The 19509-nt window shown below is 51.3% G+C and carries 17 protein-coding genes; 14 read left to right on the forward strand and 3 right to left on the reverse strand.

Features of this window, described 5'->3' with window-relative positions; all coding sequences use genetic code 11:
- Nucleotides 1–129 precede the first annotated feature (129 nt).
- Entirely contained in the window at nt 130–2493 is a 2364-nt protein-coding gene (locus K3T83_RS08290) for a phosphoketolase family protein (RefSeq protein WP_220208190.1), read from the forward strand.
- A 107-nt stretch (nt 2494–2600) separates the two neighbouring features.
- Here K3T83_RS08290 and K3T83_RS08295 read toward each other — a convergent pair whose 3' ends face one another.
- Nucleotides 2601–4598 (reverse strand): glycoside hydrolase family 16 protein, encoded by a 1998-nt coding sequence (locus tag K3T83_RS08295; protein WP_220202502.1) that lies wholly within the window; start codon nt 4596–4598, stop codon nt 2601–2603.
- A gap of 406 nt (nt 4599–5004) precedes the next feature.
- Here K3T83_RS08295 and K3T83_RS08300 point away from each other — a divergent pair, with 406 nt between their 5' ends.
- From K3T83_RS08300 to K3T83_RS08315, 4 genes are all read left to right on the forward strand, one after another.
- Nucleotides 5005–5790: a quinone oxidoreductase family protein gene (locus K3T83_RS08300; RefSeq protein WP_220202503.1), complete on the forward strand. Its 786-nt coding sequence runs from the start codon at nt 5005–5007 to the stop codon at nt 5788–5790.
- Entirely contained in the window at nt 5787–5996 is a 210-nt protein-coding gene (locus K3T83_RS57160) for a zinc-binding dehydrogenase (protein ID WP_220202504.1), read from the forward strand. Before K3T83_RS08300 ends, K3T83_RS57160 begins: the two co-directional genes overlap by 4 nt.
- Before the next feature lie 178 nt (nt 5997–6174).
- Nucleotides 6175–7206 (forward strand): zinc-dependent alcohol dehydrogenase family protein, encoded by a 1032-nt coding sequence (locus K3T83_RS08310; RefSeq protein ID WP_220202505.1) that lies wholly within the window; start codon nt 6175–6177, stop codon nt 7204–7206.
- A gap of 52 nt (nt 7207–7258) precedes the next feature.
- Nucleotides 7259–7678 carry an ester cyclase gene (locus K3T83_RS08315; protein WP_220202506.1) on the forward strand — a complete coding sequence of 140 codons (420 nt, stop codon included), beginning with the start codon at nt 7259–7261 and terminating at the stop codon, nt 7676–7678.
- A gap of 21 nt (nt 7679–7699) precedes the next feature.
- On the opposite strand, the gene K3T83_RS08320 is transcribed toward K3T83_RS08315, so the two are convergent.
- Nucleotides 7700–7858 carry a hypothetical protein gene (locus K3T83_RS08320; protein WP_220202507.1) on the reverse strand — a complete coding sequence of 53 codons (159 nt, stop codon included), beginning with the start codon at nt 7856–7858 and terminating at the stop codon, nt 7700–7702.
- An 85-nt stretch (nt 7859–7943) separates the two neighbouring features.
- Here K3T83_RS08320 and K3T83_RS08325 point away from each other — a divergent pair, with 85 nt between their 5' ends.
- Genes K3T83_RS08325 through K3T83_RS08340 form a run of 4 tightly spaced genes read left to right on the forward strand, consistent with a single transcriptional unit; the run spans nt 7944 to nt 11980 of the window.
- Complete coding sequence (locus K3T83_RS08325; RefSeq protein WP_220202508.1) at nt 7944–8231, forward strand: putative quinol monooxygenase; 288 nt, start codon at nt 7944–7946, stop codon at nt 8229–8231.
- A gap of 56 nt (nt 8232–8287) precedes the next feature.
- Nucleotides 8288–10375 carry an NAD-dependent DNA ligase LigA gene (gene ligA / locus K3T83_RS08330; protein ID WP_220202509.1) on the forward strand — a complete coding sequence of 696 codons (2088 nt, stop codon included), beginning with the start codon at nt 8288–8290 and terminating at the stop codon, nt 10373–10375.
- 49 nt (nt 10376–10424) lie between these two features.
- Nucleotides 10425–11420: a phosphotransferase family protein gene (locus tag K3T83_RS08335; RefSeq protein WP_220202510.1), complete on the forward strand. Its 996-nt coding sequence runs from the start codon at nt 10425–10427 to the stop codon at nt 11418–11420.
- Complete coding sequence (locus tag K3T83_RS08340) at nt 11396–11980, forward strand: GNAT family N-acetyltransferase (RefSeq protein WP_220202511.1); 585 nt, start codon at nt 11396–11398, stop codon at nt 11978–11980. Before K3T83_RS08335 ends, K3T83_RS08340 begins: the two co-directional genes overlap by 25 nt.
- A 41-nt stretch (nt 11981–12021) precedes the next feature.
- On the opposite strand, the gene glyA is transcribed toward K3T83_RS08340, so the two are convergent.
- Entirely contained in the window at nt 12022–13314 is a 1293-nt protein-coding gene (gene glyA / locus K3T83_RS08345; RefSeq protein WP_220202512.1) for a serine hydroxymethyltransferase, read from the reverse strand.
- 221 nt (nt 13315–13535) lie between these two features.
- On the opposite strand from glyA, the gene K3T83_RS08350 reads away from it, so the two are divergent.
- The 5 genes from K3T83_RS08350 to K3T83_RS08370 all read left to right on the forward strand — a co-directional run bounded on the left by K3T83_RS08350 (nt 13536) and on the right by K3T83_RS08370 (nt 19448).
- Nucleotides 13536–14579 carry a LacI family DNA-binding transcriptional regulator gene (locus K3T83_RS08350; protein WP_220202513.1) on the forward strand — a complete coding sequence of 348 codons (1044 nt, stop codon included), beginning with the start codon at nt 13536–13538 and terminating at the stop codon, nt 14577–14579.
- 199 nt (nt 14580–14778) lie between these two features.
- Nucleotides 14779–16119: a substrate-binding domain-containing protein gene (locus K3T83_RS08355; RefSeq protein ID WP_220202514.1), complete on the forward strand. Its 1341-nt coding sequence runs from the start codon at nt 14779–14781 to the stop codon at nt 16117–16119.
- A gap of 93 nt (nt 16120–16212) precedes the next feature.
- Nucleotides 16213–17139 carry a carbohydrate ABC transporter permease gene (locus K3T83_RS08360; RefSeq protein WP_220202515.1) on the forward strand — a complete coding sequence of 309 codons (927 nt, stop codon included), beginning with the start codon at nt 16213–16215 and terminating at the stop codon, nt 17137–17139.
- Between the two features lie 3 nt (nt 17140–17142).
- Complete coding sequence (locus K3T83_RS08365; RefSeq protein WP_220202516.1) at nt 17143–18057, forward strand: carbohydrate ABC transporter permease; 915 nt, start codon at nt 17143–17145, stop codon at nt 18055–18057.
- 11 nt (nt 18058–18068) lie between these two features.
- Complete coding sequence (locus tag K3T83_RS08370; RefSeq protein WP_220202517.1) at nt 18069–19448, forward strand: glycoside hydrolase family 5 protein; 1380 nt, start codon at nt 18069–18071, stop codon at nt 19446–19448.
- Nucleotides 19449–19509 lie beyond the last annotated feature (61 nt).

Below are 19509 nucleotides of genomic sequence, written 5' to 3' on the forward strand. Positions count from 1 at the left end.
GTGATATAACAGTGAGATGGTCTCTGTATGATAATGCAGGATAGAAGAAAACTCATGCTCACTCGTTGATACGCTTTTTACGAAACCCTGCACGAGCGAGGCAAACATAGTCCGAGTCAGGAGTAGATGATGTCAAAAATTGATCAAACGCGCTTACAATTAATGGACCGCTATTGGAAGGCGGCAAATTACCTTACCGTTGGTCAGATCTACCTGCAAAGCAATCCATTACTCAAAGAGCCACTACGTCCCGAACATATTAAACCGCGCTTGCTCGGCCACTGGGGAACCTCTCCTGGTTTAAGTTTCATTTACATTCACCTTAATAGGCTGATTCAAGATCACAACGTCGATATGATCTATCTGGCAGGCCCGGGTCATGGCGGACCTGCTTTGCTGGCAAACGTCTATCTCGAAGGCACCTACAGCGAGATATACCCACGCGTTACGCAGGATGAAGCGGGTATGTACCATTTATTCCGCCAATTCTCGACGCCCGGCGGCGTACCAAGCCATGTGAGCGTACCTACCCCAGGCTCCATCCACGAAGGCGGCGAGCTGGGCTATGTATTGAGCCATGCTTTTGGTGCAGCCTTCGATAATCCGAATCTGATCGTCACGGCAGTTGTGGGAGATGGCGAGGCTGAAACGGGGCCGCTGGAAGGGGCATGGAAAAGCATTCGCTTCCTCAATCCAGAACGCGATGGAGCAGTCCTCCCCATCCTGCACCTCAATGGCTATAAAATCTCCGGTCCCACCGTCTGGGGACGATCCAGCAATGAAGAGGTCCAATCATTTCTCTCGGGCATTGGCTACGAGGTCTTCTTCGTAGAGGGCGACGATCCCATGATGATGCATCAAGCTTTTGCCGAAACATTGGAAACCTGTTATGAGAAAATCCGCGCCTATCAGGAAGATGCGCGTAAAAACGGCTTTCATGGTCGCCCACGCTGGCCTGCGATCGTCCTGCGCACACCTAAAGGCTGGACTGGCCCTCATGAGGTCGATAATGTCCAGATCGAGGGCACATTCCGCGCACACCAGGTGCCAGTATCCGAAGTCAAAACTAATGCAGAGCACCTCGCCATTCTAGAAAACTGGCTCAGAAGCTACCATCCAGAAGAAAACTTTGACGAGCGTGGACACCTCGTTCCAGAGCTGGCGGCGCTGGCTCCTCGTGGCAATCGGCGCATGGGAGCAAACCCGCACGCCAATGGCGGAAAGCTTCTGACCAACCTCGTATTGCCCGATTTTACACAATACGGCATTGATGTGAAGGAACCGGGAACGGAGCGCCACGAATCGACGCGCCAGCTCGGTAAATTCATGCGCGACATCTTTGTACGCAATACTCAGCACGAGAATTTCCGCCTGTTTTGTCCTGATGAAACCAATTCCAATCGGCTTGGCAATGTTTTTGAAGTAGAAAACCGCTGCCTGGTTGAACCTATTCTGCCAAACGATGATCACGTCTCGCCAAATGGACGCGTCATGGAGGTATTAAGCGAGCATCTGTGCGAGGGATGGCTGGAGGGCTATCTGCTCACAGGACGCCACGGCCTCTTCGCAACCTACGAGTCGTTCGCAATGGTGGCCGATTCGATGATGATCCAGCATGGCAAGTGGCTACAAGAGTCGCTCAAGCTGCCCTGGCGCAGACCCATCTCTTCCTTAAATATCCTGCTGACCTCGACCTGCTGGCGCAACGACCATAACGGCTTCAGCCACCAGGGACCGGGACTCATCGATACCATCCTGTCTCGCAAAGGCGAGGTCTCGCGCATCTACTTGCCGCCCGATGCCAACTGCCTGCTCTCGGTCGCAGATCACTGTTTCCGCAGCCGCAACTATGTCAACCTGATCGTTATCGACAAGCAGCCGCAGCTTCAGTGGTTGACGATGGAGGAAGCAGTCGAACACTGCACGCGAGGGCTGTCTACCTGGCAATGGGCCAGCAACGATGAAAAGGTGGAACCGGATATCGTGCTGGCATGTGCCGGTGATATCGTAACGATGGAGACCATCGCCGCAGCCTGGTGGTTGCGCCAACATCTGCCAGAGTTGAAGGTTCGCGTGGTAAACGTCGTCGATCTTATGACGCTCAATCCACCCAACCTGCATCCACATGGCCTTGATGAGGCAACTTTCGTCGAACATTTCACGGAAGATAAGCCAGTCATCTTCGCCTTTCATGGTTATCAGCGCGCAATCCATCAGATCGTGCATGGGCGTCCCAACGCCGAGCGCTTCCATGTACGCGGCTTCAATGAGCAGGGTACGACGACAACCCCATTTGATATGGTTGTGCTGAACGGTGTCAGTCGCTATCATCTCGCGATGCTGGCAATGGAGTTCGCCCCACGCGTTCAGAAGCTCACCCCTCCACTCAGACAGGAGTGCGAGGATATGCTCAACAAACATGAGTCATACGTGCAAGCCAATCTGCAAGACATGCCTGAAATTCAAAACTGGGTCTGGTCGAACAAAGCATAACAATGTGAAAAGTCTGTTCGCCACTCATAGCAGCCCGCCCACGATCGGCTGGATCGTGGGCGGGCTGCTATGAGTGGCGAACATCTCAGAGCGGCTCATCTTGCTATTTAATTATGCTGATAGACACGAACAAATTTGACATTCATTTGCTGCGGGAAGATTGTGCCATCAGGATTACCCGGCCAGTCGCCACCTACAGCAAAGTTCAGAATGATGAAGAACGGCTGGTTAAATACAGTATCACCACCAAGCGAAGAAGTAGAGACCGTCTTATACATGTGCCCATCTACAAAGAAATCAATGTGATCTGTATACCAGTCCATACCAATCAGATGATACCCATTGGAGAAGGTTCCGCTTTCCAGCGTCTCGTGCCCACTGCCCGAGTAGTTATTTAGACCATGCACCGTAGCCTGGATGGTGGCCGCCGACATGTTTCTCAGCCCGCTGTTCTCCATAATATCGATCTCTCCACAGTTCGGCCAACCCACTCTATCGATGTTATGGCCCAGCATCCAGAAAGCTGGCCAGATACCATTCCCTCCCGCTGGCAACTGTATGCTCGCTTCAATCCGCATCGGCTTCCCGCTCTTCGGCGCGGGAACTTCATATTTGCCCTGCGTGTCCAGGCGGCCCGATATATAAGAACAGCCGCCCTCGTTGGACTGATCCGCTTTCAATACCAGGTGGCTGTCTGCACCACTACCATTGATAGACACATGCCTGCTATCCGTCCTGTAGCACTCCAGCTCATTATTCACAAAGCCAGCAGGATAGTTACGCACCGTCCACTTGCTCGTATCGACCACGCTGGAGTCGAAGTCATCCTCCCAGACACTCCTCCAGTTAGAATCGCTCGCCGTGAGATCAAAGGCGTCTTTCCCTGTCAAACCAGTATTGTACGTTCGGGGTGTGCTACCAACGCTACTGCCACCTGTCGGCAGCGTCCCAGTGTTCGTACCTGGAGTCGTGTTTAAGGCTACGCCTGAGATGATCTCCACATAATCAGGATTGATATGGCTGGTAGCAGCATCGGCGTTCTGCTGCCCTGTCACCGTTACCTTGAGCGTATGTTGTTGATCTGGATCGAGCGTAGGGCTAGTATACATCAGCTGGCTCCCAGCTTCAGTAGAAGCATAAAAGTCTCTTTGGACCTCCGCGCCAGCATCCAGGGAGAAGCTCGCAATACCATGATGAGTACCTTTCACCCCATAAAACTTGATTTGGGTCCCCATAAAGGTGATCTGCACATAATCACCGGGCGTACTATCCCAGCCATTACTTTCATTATAAAAACCCACATTATCGTAATCACAGTTCTGGCAGTGATGCCAACCATCACCATGATAGTCAAACCGAGCGGGTTCTGTCCCTGTCACACTATCATCCACCGTCAGCATGCCGCTTCCTTCGTTCATAAGAGCTGTTGGGAGAGGCGAATTGGTGCTTGTGTCTACAGTCCAATTTTGATATTTGTGCCAGAGGGCAGCACCAACACACGTGCCAGGTGCCGAATCGAAAAGTGAGGTTCCGTTCGGATATCCTTCAGGCGTGGGATAGCCAGCACCGGCATTAGCGATCACATCCGTTTCCCCACCGTAACTCAACTCACAGGCAAGGAGGCCAGAACGATTATCCGAATCCCCATTGAAGAGATCCATATGCAGTTGCGTGTCGTCATCTTTATCGCGACCATTATCCGTGCAAACATTGTAGGCGATATCAATGTTGCAACTATCCTCGGCTACAAAATAGAGATGTAAAACGGGTAGATAAAACTTCTCGCCGATAGTGAAAGGACCATGAGGCACATCACCATTAGGGCCGTTCTTTGAGTTGATCGCTACCGTAATCGGGTCAGCAAAGGTGCCAGATCCCCCAACCTTATTGTGGACTGTGGGATATCCAGCATTCGCGGGCCAATCTATCAAATCACTGGGAGGATTGGTATCATCACCGCTATAGTTTGTTATGCGTGCCGTCAATTTGGTTCCCCCATGATTCAGAGGGATAACTGGAGATGAATCGGCATGGGCAGAATCAGCATAGGCAAAAGTGGTCATCGTTCCTGTCAGGAGGACCAGGATAAAAATAAAGTAGATCATCTTGACCCTGTTTTTCTTCAGGGAGTGCATAGGCCTCTTCTCTCTTATGAATGGTTGCAACTGGACAAACCGACAATTGCAGAAGACAAATACTTTTTATCGCTGGGCGATGCGCATGCACGCAATAAAAGTACCTTTAAAGTTTGGCAAAGGCCTGACGTAGCTTGTATCTACACCTTGCGAGGAAAACATAACAGATAAAACAGATTGCTTTGAGAGAAATAGAGGGAAGCTTGCTCAAGACTGCTGTTTGCTGGACAATGTTTTCAGCCTGATTTCTGAAGCTATGACTTTCCAGACATATGATACAACACACTCCTGGTTACGGCCGAGCTAATGCCTCATACTCTCCCCTGAAAGAGACATGATCTTTTTACATTGAACATAATGAAAGAAGGCACAACACATGAAAATTGTTCGATATTACGAGCTTGGTGGACCGGAAGTGTTGCGGATCGAAGATGCGGCCATTCCTCAGCCAGAGGCGGGACAGGTACTACTCAAAGTGGAGGCGATTGACATCGGCGCGATTGACACGCAGGTACGGCGTTCAACCCTATGGGGTACGCCCTCGTTCCCAGTCACTCCAGGTGGCTATGTCTATGGTACGATCGTGCAAATTGGACCCGATGTAAGCGATGTTCACAAAGGAGAGCGTATCTTAGGATTCGCCCCTTCGGGAGCATACGCCGAGTACGCGCTGCTCCCTCTTGCACTTCGAGTACTTCCGTTGCCAGATGCCGGCATCTCGCCCGAAGAACTGGTGACGCTCCCGGTTTCGGGCGAAACAGCGTACCATCTACTGGCAACATCTGCACAGATGCGCCCCGGCGAACGTGTTCTGATCCATGCAGCCGCCGGTGGTGTACCCCATGTCGCCGTTCAGCTCGCGCGGGCGATGGGGGCAGGACAGATCATCGCTACCGCCAGTTCCGCTGCCAAACTCGCATTTGCCCAAACGCTGGGAGCCGACACGCTGATCAATTATACAGACGCCGATTGGACAAAGCAGGTTAAACAGGCAACAGAAGGAAAGGGCGTCGATATCATTCTCGACGTAGCTGGTGGTCAGACCTTGATCGAAAACATTCCATTGCTTGCCCCCTCCGGTCGCCTCATTTCTTATGGTGCAGTAAGCGGAAATCTTCCCGCGCTCCCCCGGAAAGTCTTATGGATCTTATGCTGGGCATGAAACGCCTCGAAGGTTTTTCTGTCCTTACATTGATGCAGCAGCATAGCGACCTCGTTGTACAGGGAAGGCAAAAACTGTACTCGTATGTTGAGCAGGGCAAGGTTCGTCCTCGCATCACTCATACCTTCACGCTGGAAGAGATAGCCGAAGCACATCGCCAGCTTGAGTCACGATCTATAGTTGGTAAAATCGTGCTGCGTCCATAGCAATTGATCAGATTCTTCAAAGGTAATTTTAATTAGGAGCGATTCTCTCAGCTTATCAGGGTACAATCAAGAACGTTGCAGCAGTGATCCAGCACTCCCACGATAGACGCTAAAATCATCTGGGCACGCCCGATCCTGCTGAACCAACCAAATAGCCTGAAGAAGAGAGGGGTTCGCCTTGAAAAGTTATCACGTCAACATGGGAGCAGGTCTTGATGGATTGCTCATAAAAGAACACGATGTACCGATACCAGGGCCAGGCGAGGTGCTGGTGCGCGTACGGGCCTGCTCGCTCAATTTTCGGGAGCTGATGATCCTGGCCCTGGGCTACTATCCTTTGCCTATCCGACCAGACGTTGTTCCCGTCTCCGATGGGGCTGGTGAGGTGGCGGCAATAGGCGAGGGAGTCACCCGCGCCCAAGTAGGAGATCGGGTGGCAGGAGCGATCTTTCCACACTGGAATAATGGTCCATTCGAGCAGCACACGTCAGACCAGCTTGGTGGCTCGCTCGATGGGATGTTGACAGAATATGCTCTTTTGCCAGAAGAAGGAATAGTCCACATCCCGGATCATCTCTCCTTCGAGGAGGCGGCCACTCTCCCCTGTGCTGCCGTCACTGCCTGGAATGCGCTCACAGGAGGCCAACCAGTCCTGGCAGGAGACACATTGCTCACGCTGGGATCGGGAGGAGTTTCGCTCTTCGCCCTTCAACTCGCTAAAGTGCTGGGGGCGCGTGTCATTGTCACGACATCAAGCGCAGAGAAAGCAGAGCGACTCAAAGCGTTGGGAGCAGATGAGGTGATCAATTATCGCACGACTCCCGATTGGCATCTGGCAGTGCGCGCATTAACCGACGGGCGAGGCGTCGATTATGTGGTCGAGGTTGGTGGTCCCAATACGATTGTGCAGTCGATCAAGTCCATCCGCTTCGAGGGAGAGATCGCCCTGATCGGTGCTGTTGCCAGAGATACTCCAGCAAATAACAATAACATCCCCGCACTTTATAATGCAGCCATTATCAACGTCGCCAGACTACGAACCATTGCCGCAGGCAGTTGCAGCCAATTTCGCGCCGTGAGCCAGGCAATCGCCACAAGCAAGCTCAGACCCGTCATTGACCGCGTGTTTCCCTTCGAGGAGGCAAAAGCTGCCTACCAGTATTACCAACAATCTCAACCATTTGGCAAAGTTGTTATCACTCTACCCTGAGAGGTAGGGTCTCAGAAACATTCAACTCTATAGAGAAAAAGGAGCATTCATAATGTCAACAGAAAACAACAAGGAAATCGTTCGTCGTTATCGACAGGCCCATACTACGAATAATCTGGATGAGTTAGACGACATCATTGCGGAAGATCTCATTCCCCATAACCTTTTGCCTGGTCTGCCTTCTGGTTTAGAAGGTGCTAAGCTGGCTCACCAGACGGTCCTGGCATCGTTCCCGGACTACATGACCACAACTGAAGGCGAACTGGTTGCTGAAAACGATAAGGTTGTAGAACGCTGGTCCTGCACTGCCACCTTCACTGGCGCTCCGTACCAGGGAACCCCCGCTAACGGAAGAAGCTTTTCAGTAACAGGTATCAGTATCTACCGCCTCGCACAGGGCAAAATCGTGGAGCATTGGGCCGAAGCGGATTTCCTCGGCGCGTCTCAACAACTTGGCACGCTTCCTTCTTAGGAAGTTGCTGCCGACCATCTGTTAGAAATGGCGAAGCACTGTCTCGCCTGGCTGCGAGACAAACTCTTTTAGATCGGCTTCACCAAACCGTCTGCGCAGCAAGAGAATCAACCGGTCAACACCCAGGTTGGCATATCGTTTCGCATCATTCAGCGTGATCTTCCCTGATGGTGGGGTCACGCTGATCTCCAGCTTTGCCAATTCCTTCTGTAATTGCTAAAAAGGGCATTCCATGATAGGATAGTGGCTAGAAATGGAGGCAAAAATGGTAACAGAAATCGCTATCTTCACTGCGCTAGCCGGGAAGGAAGAAGAGCTAGGTCAGGCTATTCTCAAGGGGCTGGACGTAATACGTCAGCACCCGGAATGTATTTCAGCAAATGTCACCCGCTGCATCGAGCACCCGGAACGCTATATGGTCACAAATGTCTGGACCTCTCTGGAAGCACATACCGTCGATTTTCGCGGCGGTCCCCTCTTTGCGCAATGGCGCAGTCATATCAACGGTTTATTTACAGGAACAGCAGAAGTATTCCACTATCAAGCCTTCTAAAAAGAACTCTATAGTATCTGCAAAAAAAGAAAGAAGCCGGGGAGGAGAAGCGTTTTATGTCTACAAATAACGATACGACACCTGAGCAGAACTATACGAAAGAAGAAGAAACTTCATTATTAGAGCAAGCAGGCAAAAGCGAAGAGGAACAGCTCGCTGCTCACGTGGCAACGCTACGTCACCAGATTGAAGAGGCCAATTACCATTACCACGTCCAGGATAATCCAATACTGACCGACGCTGAGTACGATCAACTGATGATAGAGCTTTTGCGCATCGAGCGAGAACACCCGGAGCTACAAACGCCCGACTCTCCCACTCAGCGCGTTGGCGCAGCTCCCATCCAGGATGTACCACAACGTCGTCACCCGCAACCAATGCTGAGCCTGGCAAACGCCCGCAACGAGAAAGAGTTGCTCGACTGGCACAGGCGCGCACAGAATATTTTACCCAATGCGCAATTTAGCTACGTCTGCGAACTGAAGATCGACGGCCTGGCAATGGCACTGACCTATGAAAAGGGGCGTTTGACCATCGGAGCCTCGCGCGGGGATGGTATGATCGGCGAGGATTGGACGCAAAACGTGCGCACGATCCGCACGATTCCTCAAAGACTGCGTGGCGATCTTATTCCTGATAAAGTTGAGGTGCGCGGCGAAATCTATATGTCAACCAAAAGCTTTGAAAAGCTTAACGAGGAAATGACTGACAATCGCCTCTTTGCCAATCCGCGTAATGCTGCCGCTGGCTCGCTGCGGCAAAAAGATTCCCGCATCACCTCTTCGCGCAATCTTGATTTCTTTGGCTATCAGCTTGGCTATATCCAGGGGATGCGCATCAATACACAGTGGGAAGCGCTGGAACTGATTCGCGGCTGGGGCTTCCCCGTCAACCCTCATATTCAGCTGGCACACAGCCTCGACGAAGTGATGGATTTCTGCAAAAAATGGGAGCACGAGCGCTTCAACCTGCCCTATGAAATTGATGGTGTCGTCATCAAAATCAACGATCTGGCGCAGCAAGAGGAACTAGGAGTTGTCGCGCGGGATCCTCGCTGGGCCATCGCGTTCAAATATCCTCCCATCCAGGTTGCAACACAATTGCTCGATATTCGCGTCAATATTGGTCGTACCGGTTCTGTCAACCCCTGGGCCTTGCTCGAACCGATCAACATTCGCGGCGTCACCGTTTCGCGCTCTGCCCTGCACAACGAAGAAGACATCCAGCGCAAAGATCTACGCATCGGCGATTGGGTGCTGGTCCAGCGAGCAGGCGAGGTGATCCCTCAGGTTGTCAAACCCATTGAGGAGCGGCGCACTGGGAAAGAAGAGGTCTATCATCTGCCGGAAAATTGCCCGCGCTGTGGCACATCGATCATTCGCATTCCCGATCAGGCAATGGCTTACTGCCCCAATACACAGTGTCCTGCTCGCAACTTTGAAAGTATCACGCATTTTGTCTCAAAGGGTGCAATGGACATCGATACGATTGGCGAAAAAACCTGCGAACAACTGCTAGAGGCTGGATATATTCAGAATGTCGCCGATTTCTATCGTTTGACGCGCGATCAATTGCTGGCGATGGAGGGCGTGAAAGAAAAAAGCGCCGACAATATGCTCAAAGCCATTGAAGCCAGCAAACATCGTTCCCTATCGCGACTCCTCTTTGGCCTCAATATCCGTTATGTTGGCGAAAAAACGGCGCAAATCCTGGCCGGGCATTTTCTCACAATGGATCGCCTGTTGGAGGCCAGCGAGGAAGAGATTATCAAAATACCTGGCATCGGTCCTAAGATCGGCCATAGCACCTACCTCTGGTTGCAGGAGCCAGCAAACCGTGCGCTGATCGAGCAATTGCGTGAGGCGGGAGTGACGATGGAGGAGGAGCAGAAGCAAAAGAAAGATGGCCCTCTCTCCGGCCAGACCTTCTTGCTCACGGGCCGCCTCAACAATATGACCCGTTCAGCAGCAGAAGAGGCTATCGTCAACCTGGGAGGCACGATTGCGTCGGGCGTGAGTAAATCGCTCAGCCACCTCATCGTAGGAGAGGATGCCGGTTCCAAGCTGGCAAAGGCGCAAAAGTCAGGAGTACCAGTACATGATGAGCAATGGCTTGTTGATTTGCTGGAGGAGCATAAACAATAGCTGCTGCCATGTGGGGGTAAAATGACAAAACTATCCAAAGGAAGGATACATGGAGAAATATTGGGGTAGACGGCACGATTTTGTAGCGATAGAAGAGAAAGTACTCACCTCTCTGCTACAACCGGCCTTTCCAGGAAGAAAGGTCGTTTCTGCGGAGTTGCTGACTGAGGGACATTGTAATACAAATTACAAAATTCGCGTCTCTGATTTCAATGACGCCTTTGTCCTGCGCATCTATGTCCGTAACAACGAAGCACTGCAAAAGGATTGGGATATCTTCAACCTGATCCATGAAAACGTGCCCATTCCAGAACTGCTTTACGCCGATCTCCACAGCACCCATTACGATAAGCCGTACGCGATCATGAAATGGGTGGAGGGTCCACTGTTGAGCGAGGTGATGGAAACGGGCAACACTGAAGATATCGTCGCATGTGCCTACGACCTCGGAGCAGTGCTGGCTCGTATCGGAACGTACACTTTCTCTCAAACAGGCTTCTTTGGACCAGGATTGACCATTGCCGAATCGCTCGGCGATGGTCCTGCGTCCTATCTCAGCGGCATCAAGCAATATTTACAACATGGCCGTGTGCGTCAACGGCTTGGCGAGGAGGAGACCGGACAACTGGAGCAGTTTGTCAGCGACAATGCCGAATATCTCACCGAACTGAACTCTACTCCTATGCTGGTTCATGCGGACTTTAAGGGGATCAACATTCTGATGCATCAACGCGCTCAATGCTGGAAGGTGGCCGCTGTGCTGGATTGGGAATTCGCATTTGCTGGTACACCGCTGTTCGATATCGGCAATATGTTGCGCTATGAAAATCTCTATCCACCGGCTTTCGAGGCCGAGTTCGTTCGTGGCTTTCTCGATCATGGGGGCGTTCTTCCCACCAACTGGAAAAAGATCATCAAGCTCCTCGATCTCCTCAACCTTTGCGAATTTCTCAACGCGGAAACGCCAGAGCCAGCAATGACTGAGGAAGTGAAAGGTTTGATTACAAACACACTAGAACAATGGAAAGCAAGCAGCACGCATTAACCATCACCGATCTATTTCCAGATAACGAAGCCGCTATCCAACAAGTGGCACAATTGCTCATAGACGGCTTCATACACTCGCCGGGTGCCTGGAAAGATATGGAAACAGCTCTAGCAGAAGTGCATGAGTCATTTGGCCCCAACAATATCAGCCGTATTGCCATTAATGAGCAACAGCAGGCGTTGGGATGGATAGCTGGATACAGCGCCTACGATGGTAATGTCTGGGAACTGCATCCCCTGGTAGTGAGTATTGCTCACCAAGGGCAAGGCATCGGGCGCAAACTGGTCCTGGATTTTGAGGAGCGAGTGAAAGAACGAGGTGCTCTGACAATTACGCTGGGGACAGATGATGAGGACTATCGAACAACGCTCTCAGGAGTCGATCTCTATCCCAACATTTGGGAGCATATTACCAGCATAAAGAATATCAGGCGTCATCCCTATGAATTCTATCAGAAACTTGGCTACGTTATCATAGGGGTGATACCAGATGCCAACGGGCCTGGAAAGCCAGATATACTCATGGCGAAATCAATCGCCTCGAAAGCCACACGTTAGAGGGAGGAAGACATCTATCTGTCTTCCTCTCTGCTCAACAACTACACATACTTCATTTCGGTAAAACGGCCACGCAGAGCATTGACCTGCTCTTTTACGCTCTTGCCGCGCACTGCTTCGTGCAATAGTTGAGCTAGCTCGCCCATCGCCTGCTCATCCATGCCAAAGCGCGTCATCTCAGAAACGCCGATGCGCAGACCGGATGGATTGCGTGGATCGCTATCGCCAGGCAACATATTGTAGTTGAGGATAATATCGCTCTCCTCAAGGCGCTTGGCGACCTCAACGCCACCGCCCCATCCTGCGACATTCACCGCGATCATATGGCTACGTGTATAGCCAAATTCGCGCGCCTCGACCTGTGTACCCAGCTCATCAAGGGCATGACCAAGCGCCTGAGCATTGCGCACGATTTGAGCGGCATAGTCACGTCCATATTGCTTCATTTCGCGAATAGCCACCAGCAGAGCAGGTAGAGTATGCAGATGATGATTGCTGGACGAGCCTGGGAAAACGCCTCGATCAGCGGCAGGCCAGTATTTTTTCTCGCCTTCAGCATCCAGATTGCCCAGAATCACCCCACGCTGAGGGCCAGGAAACGTTTTGTGAGTACTCCCGGTCAGCCAGGTAGCCCCTTCATGCAATGGATCTTGAAACTGTCCACCTGCGATCAGCCCCAGCACATGCGCGCCATCATACAACAGGGGAATACCTTTGCTTTTACAGAAGGCCGCAACCTCCGTCACAGGCTCCGGGAAGAGAAAGAGGCTCTTGCCCATAATCACAAGCTGAGGCGAGATCTGATCGATCAACTCAATCGTTTTCTGCGCATCCACATGATAGTGATCCTCGGTCAAAGGCAGATAGTGGAGGTGAACGGATTTGTCCGTACCCAGCTTCAAGACCTGCCCTCGATTTTGAATGCGCCGGCCAATAACACCTACCGGACCATGACTGATATGTCCACCAGCATCGGTCGAGTTGCACACAACGGTATCGCCACCACGCAAATATCCCAGCGCGATGGCAGTATTCGCCGCATTTCCGCTGATGGGACGTACATCCGCTTGCTGGGCCAAAAACAGTTCGCAGATCTCATCATGCGCCATGCGCTCGATCTGGTCAATATACTTTGTGCCCTGATAATAGCGATTGACCTTGCCCGGCTCGTTAGGATGCCCCTCAGCATAGCGGCCCATAAAGTCTGAGCACTGCACCTTCCGCACAGCATCGCTCGGTGTGTTCTCACTGGCAATCAGGTTTATCGTCTGTGTCTGACGCCACGTCTCTTGCTGCGCCACAATGTTTTCAATATCATGTGTATCTACAGTCATAGCTTCCGCTCCCTCATGATCTAACAAAGAAAAGCAAATACGTCATTCAGTATAACGTGAAAGGCAACTTTTGGCTACTCTCGCCCCAGCTTCATACAGACAACGTTGTTTATTCCCGGAAATATTTCCGGGAATAAACAACGAAAATTTCTCTTGACAAAGCATTTATTTTCGGGAATACTATAGAATATTCCGAAAAAAGAGGGGGTGAGTTTCAGAACATGAGGCAACCTTCATCCAAACGTAACACTATCGCCGAGATTGCTGCAAAAGCGGGAGTTTCTATCCCCACTGTCTCGCGCGTCTTGAACAATCGGCCTGATGTAGCGCCTGGGACACGAAAACGGGTGGAGCAGGTCATCGAAGAATGCGGGTTTACTCGTAACCGCGCAACGCCTTCCTCACGGAAAGAAAGTAGCGGCATCGTTGATATGCGGGTGACGGATCTTGCCAATATGTATTCCGTCGAAATTATACGTGGAGTTGAGGAGGCTCTTGAGCGCACAGAGCTGCGTCTGGCCCTTTCGGTTACACGTTCCTCATCACAGCTTGAACAGCGCTGGCTCAATAAAGTCCTCAACGGAACCACCGATGGCGCAATCCTTGTGCTGGCGCGCGGCCAGTCGCAAGATCTTGACACCTTACGCCAGCACAAAATTCCATTCGTCGTTGTGGATCATCGCGGAGAGCTAGGCCCCGATGTTCCCTCCGTCGGAGCAACCAACTGGCTTGGTGGACGCATGGCAACAGAGCATCTCCTCTCGCTTGGACACCGCCGCATCGCAGTTATTAGAGGGCATGCCGATCTTCGCTGTAGCCGCGATCGTGTCGCGGGCTATCGGGCAGCATTAGAAGACGCGGGCATACCTGTTGAACCAGAATTAGTACGTCGCGGCGAATTTTCGCAACAAACTGGCTACGAACAAACCTGCGCCTTACTCGATCTACCAAACCCTCCAACAGCCATAGTCGCAGGTTGCGATATCCAGGTAGTAGGTGTTTATGGGGCATTACGAGAGCGCGGACTCAGCGTCCCCAACGACATGAGTGTGATCGGCTTCGACGATGTTCCTATCGCATCAATTGTCACGCCCGCCCTGACTACCATTCGCCAGCCACTTGTCGAAATGGGGCGCGTCGCGACTACTATGTTGCTACGCTTGATCGCAGAAGAACCACTCGATAGCATGCGCGTTGAGTTAACAACAACTTTAGTGGAGCGCGACTCATGCGCCCCTTTCTGTCCTCTCAACGCCAAAGGGTAAGCTCCTACATCTAAACAATATCATTCCGAGCGAAAGGAGATGAGAAAAACAAGTCCACACATGCGCTTCAAAACACTGCAAGGTAAGCAGTCGTAGGATAGCAGCTATATCGGTTTTTTTTGTTTGATTTTGATGTGTTAAAATGTGCCAGACTTTTCCGTTCGATCTGGTCAGGCAGAGATGCCAGGGAGACAATGCTATGCAAGCAAAAGTATCGCGCCGTGCCTTTCTAGAAATCGCAGGAGCAACCGCGTTAACCACCTCACTTGCTGGTTGTTTTGGCGTTGGTGGCAGCCAGCAAACTTCAACTGGAGGTGGCAATAGCAGTGGCTCAGCTGTCACCATCTGGGATATCCGTACTGGTGCTCAGCAAAAAGTCGTGCAAGCCACCGCCAGCAGATTCAACTCCAAGCATACAGATATCCATGCAACCATCAACTTCTTCCAGAATGATCCCTACAAGCAAAAGATCCAGGTGGCAATGGGAGCGCACAATCCACCTGATATCTTCATTGGCTGGGGTGGTGGCGTCCTCAAATCATACATCGATGCCAATGATGTATATGATCTGACGCCTGATATCAACGCCGATAGCACCTGGAAGAACAGATTCCTGCCTTCGGTTCTGACCGCTGCAACCTTCGATGGCAAACTCTATGGCGTACCAAACAGTGGAGTACAGCCAACAATGTTCTACTATAATAAAGATCTGTTCAATCAATATCACCTGTCGGTCCCTAAGACCTGGAATGAATTGCTGAATGTCATCAATACATTGAAACAACATAATGTCATTCCTATTGCGCTCGCAGGCAGTAGCAAATGGCCGTATCTGATGTATGAGCAGTATCTTGTCGATCGCTATGGTGGTCCAGATGCATTTAACAACGTTATCACAAATCAGAAAGACGCATGGTCGCAAGACGCATTTATTAAGGCCAATACAGCTATTCAGCAGCTTGTGAATGCAGGCGCATTTGGCAGTTCTTTCTCGTCGGTCGTCGCTGATACCAACCAGGATGCAGCACTGCTGTATACCGGGAAGGCTGCGATGATGTTACAGGGAAACTGGAACTTCCCAGTTATTCAGACAAACAGTCCTGAATTCATTCAAAGCGGCAAGCTGGGCTGGTTCCCCTTCCCCACTGTCGAAGGTGGCAAAGGCGATCCGGGCAATATTGCTGGCAACCCCTGCAATTTCTACTCCATCTCAAAAACCGCCAAGTCCTCTCAGAACTGCGTCACATTCCTCAAAGACGCCGTACTGGACGACCAGGAGGTCAAGGATTTTATTGCGGTTGGTAGCATTCCAGCGGTACAGGGGATCGAATCGCAGCTCTCCAGCTCGAAAAACAGCGAGTGGCTGCTCTTCAACTACCAGATGGTACAGAAGGCACCTCACTTCCAACTGTCATGGGATCAGGCGCTAGCGCCTCAAGCGGCTCAGGCTTTGCTCACCAATCTGGATCAGTTGTTCCTGAAACAAATCACGCCACAACAGTTCTCAGACAACATGAACAAGACCATTACCGCCTCCTAGTATCCCTTTCACATGCTGGGGACGTTTCGCCGTTGCCTTTTCCGCAACGGCGAAACGTCTCATTGCTAGCAATTCATTAGATAGGAGAGTGCAATGAGCGCTTCAATACAGGCATCGCAGGCATCAAAAGCAGCACAACGAGCAAACTGGGTGGCGGTACTCTGGACAACCCCAGCGCTGGTCTTTTACGTCATCTTCGCGCTGGTCCCTATGCTCATAGCGCTTTACCTGAGCTTTACAGAATGGAATGGTCTCTCACCGGAAACATGGGTCGGCCTGAAAAATTGGATCACTCTGCTTTCCGATGGCGTTACCGGACATGCCCTCCTCCTGACGATTGAGATGATGATTCTCAGTTGGGTGATACAGACGCCTCTCAGCTTGCTTCTCGGCGTTTTTATGGCTGGTATCCAGCGCTACCGTGCAGTCTTGAGCGTCTTCTACTTTATCCCACTGCTTTTCTCAACGGTTGCCATCGGATTGACGTGGCAGTCGATTCTTGATCCAAACTTTGGCTTGCTCGACATTTTGTTAAAAACTGTTGGCCTTTCTAGCCTGGCAAAAGGCTGGCTGGGTGATCCAAATCTAGCTTTCTACGTCATCCTGGCTCTGATCTCCTGGCAATTTATTCCGTTTCACGCACTGCTCTATCTTGGAGGTGCGCGCCAGATTCCAAAGGAAATCTATGAGGCGGCAAAGCTTGATGGTGCAGGACGCGTCCAGCAGTTTTTCTCGGTGACGCTCCCTCAACTCAAATATACCATCATCACCTCGACAACTCTGATCCTGACCGGATCTCTCACATACTTCGACCTCATCTGGGTGACGACGCAGGGCGGTCCGGGCTATGCTACGCGCGTACTCCCCCTCCAGATGTATATTACCGCCTTCCCCAATCAATCAGTAGGTTATGGCAGCACACTGGCCGTCCTCCTGGCAGTCTTCGGCATTATCCTCTCGCTACTCCTGCTGCGTTTTACCGGCTTCACCAAAATGTCAAGCCAACTCGAAGGACTATAGAGTATGACAACACCGAAATATAGGGAGGGTATAGAGATGCGTGCAAGTATGTCTGTAAATGCTACTGATCGACAACATATTGTGAAACATACACCTCGCTGGCGAGGATGGGGAGAGATCATTCCAGCACTGCTCGGCATTATCTGGCTCGTGATCGCGTTCTATCCAATCCTCTATATGGTTATGACCAGCCTCCGCTCGCAAACAGGATTTTTCGCGGAAAGCCCCTGGCTACCACCTACACATCCCTCGCTGACAAACTATCAGAACGTACTGGATAATGATTTTGGTCTCTACTTCGTTAACACTCTCTTTGTGACGGTTATTAGCGTCCTGCTGATTGTCGCCGTTTCTCTATTCGCCGCATATTCAATTTCAAAAATTCGCAATCGCTTTACGCAGGGTGTGTTCAGCCTGTTTCTACTGGGATTGGCGATTCCCCTTCAGGCAACCATCATTCCCATCTACGCAATGATCACCAACTTGCACCTGTACGACACGCTCTTTGCGCTGATTCTACCATATGTGGCCTTTGGCATTCCGCTCTCCGTGCTCGTGCTGGTAACGTATATCCGGGATATTCCGAAAGAGCTGCATGAATCGATGATCCTGGATGGTGCTGGGCATTTCCAAATTTTGCGCAGTCTGGTGCTACCATTATCACGGCCCGCTTTAATTACGGTGGTCATTTACCAGACAATCCAGGTCTGGAACGGCTTCCTGTTCCCACTGGTGCTGACGCAAAGTCCCAATATTCGTCTCCTCCCGCTGGCCCTATGGAACTTCCAGGGTCAGTTTACGACCAACGTACCCGCAATTATGGCTGCGGTCATTCTTTCAGCAACACCCATTATTCTGCTCTACATCTTTGGCAGACGCCAGTTACTCGGCGGCTTGATTGCGGGCTTTAGTAAATAGAAAGGCTATCTATGTCGAATAACATATTGAAAACACGCGGGACACAGATTGTGGACGGACAGGGCCAGACGGTCACGTTGCACGGATGTGGCCTGGGCGGTTGGATGAATATGGAAAACTTTATCACAGGCTATCCCGCTAACGAAGAGGCCCAACGCGAGGCCATTCGTCGCGTGCTTGGCAACGAGAAGTACAAACTCTTCTTTGATCGCTTCCTGGAATACTTTTTCGGACCCGATGACGCCCACTTCCTGGCCTCCATTGGCTTCAACCTGCTGCGGCTCCCTATTAACTATCGCCATTTCGAGTCCGACATGGAGCCATTTGTGCTGAAAGAAGAGGGCTTCAAGCATCTGGATCGCGTGATTGAGCTATGCGCGGAACAACACATTTATACCATCATCGACCTGCACGCGCTACCCGGCTACCAGAACCAGGACTGGCATAGTGATAATCCAACCCATAAAGCCTTCTTCTGGCAACATAAGCATTTTCAGGATCGAGTGGTTCATCTCTGGGAGGCCATCGCCCGGCGCTACAAGGACAATCCCTGGATCGCGGGCTACAATCCCATCAACGAGCCGGGCGATGTCAACGCGGAAATGATCATCCCCTTCTATCAGCGACTCTATCAAGCAATCCGAGCCATCGATCCCGATCATATCCTCTTCCTGGAGGGCAACCGCTACTCGACCGAATTCCATATGTTTACCGAAACATGGCCCGATACCATCTATACTGTCCACGACTACGCCCTTCCCGGCTTTATCGATGGCGGCCCCTATCCCGGTATTTCACGTGGAGAGTATGTCGATAAGGCTGTGTTAGAGGAAACCTTTTTGAAGCGTACGGAATACATGCGGCAGACGGAAACGCCGATCTGGGTAGGAGAGTTCGGGCCTGTCTATGTGGGCGAACCGACCGCCGACGCCATGCGCTATCAAGTGTTGCGCGACCAGTTAGAGATCTACCAGCGCCATCATGCAAACTGGGCCATCTGGACCTACAAGGATATCGGCTTGCAGGGTCTTGTCTACACAGCGCCTGACTCACCCTGGCGCAGGCTGCTGCAACCAGTACTTGAAAAAAAGGCACGGCTAGGTGTCGATGAGTGGGGAGGCGTTGATACACAGATTCGCCACATCATGCAGCCAATCGAGGAGACGTTTGCGAAAGAGTTTCCCGACTATGATCCCTTCCCGTTTGGCATTCACTGGCAGATCAATCGCGTAGTACGAAATATCCTGCTGGCAGAACCAATCCTGGAAGATTTTGCAGCGCTTTTCGAGGGTCTGAGCGAGCAAGATATCGACACGTTAATGCAATCCTTCCAGTTCAAACATTGCTCCCAGAATACTGAACTCATCGGCATTCTCTCGGCAGCTCAATAGACCACACCTTCTTTGCCTATCATAACATGATCCCTCCTGGTTCTGGAAACAACATATTTCC

The sequence above is a fragment of the Reticulibacter mediterranei genome (genome assembly GCF_016587455.1).

Coding starts and splice junctions, on each gene's coding strand:
- K3T83_RS08290 (WP_220208190.1), top strand. CDS start 130: ATGTCAAAAATTGATCAAACGCGCTTACAATTAATGGACCGCTATTGG.
- K3T83_RS08295 (WP_220202502.1), bottom strand. CDS start 4,598: ATGATCTACTTTATTTTTATCCTGGTCCTCCTGACAGGAACGATGACC.
- K3T83_RS08300 (WP_220202503.1), top strand. CDS start 5,005: ATGAAAATTGTTCGATATTACGAGCTTGGTGGACCGGAAGTGTTGCGG.
- K3T83_RS57160 (WP_220202504.1), top strand. CDS start 5,787: ATGAAACGCCTCGAAGGTTTTTCTGTCCTTACATTGATGCAGCAGCAT.
- K3T83_RS08315 (WP_220202506.1), top strand. CDS start 7,259: ATGTCAACAGAAAACAACAAGGAAATCGTTCGTCGTTATCGACAGGCC.
- K3T83_RS08325 (WP_220202508.1), top strand. CDS start 7,944: ATGGTAACAGAAATCGCTATCTTCACTGCGCTAGCCGGGAAGGAAGAA.
- ligA (WP_220202509.1), top strand. CDS start 8,288: ATGTCTACAAATAACGATACGACACCTGAGCAGAACTATACGAAAGAA.
- K3T83_RS08335 (WP_220202510.1), top strand. CDS start 10,425: ATGGAGAAATATTGGGGTAGACGGCACGATTTTGTAGCGATAGAAGAG.
- K3T83_RS08340 (WP_220202511.1), top strand. CDS start 11,396: ATGGAAAGCAAGCAGCACGCATTAACCATCACCGATCTATTTCCAGAT.
- glyA (WP_220202512.1), bottom strand. CDS start 13,314: ATGACTGTAGATACACATGATATTGAAAACATTGTGGCGCAGCAAGAG.
- K3T83_RS08350 (WP_220202513.1), top strand. CDS start 13,536: ATGAGGCAACCTTCATCCAAACGTAACACTATCGCCGAGATTGCTGCA.
- K3T83_RS08355 (WP_220202514.1), top strand. CDS start 14,779: ATGCAAGCAAAAGTATCGCGCCGTGCCTTTCTAGAAATCGCAGGAGCA.
- K3T83_RS08360 (WP_220202515.1), top strand. CDS start 16,213: ATGAGCGCTTCAATACAGGCATCGCAGGCATCAAAAGCAGCACAACGA.
- K3T83_RS08365 (WP_220202516.1), top strand. CDS start 17,143: ATGACAACACCGAAATATAGGGAGGGTATAGAGATGCGTGCAAGTATG.
- K3T83_RS08370 (WP_220202517.1), top strand. CDS start 18,069: ATGTCGAATAACATATTGAAAACACGCGGGACACAGATTGTGGACGGA.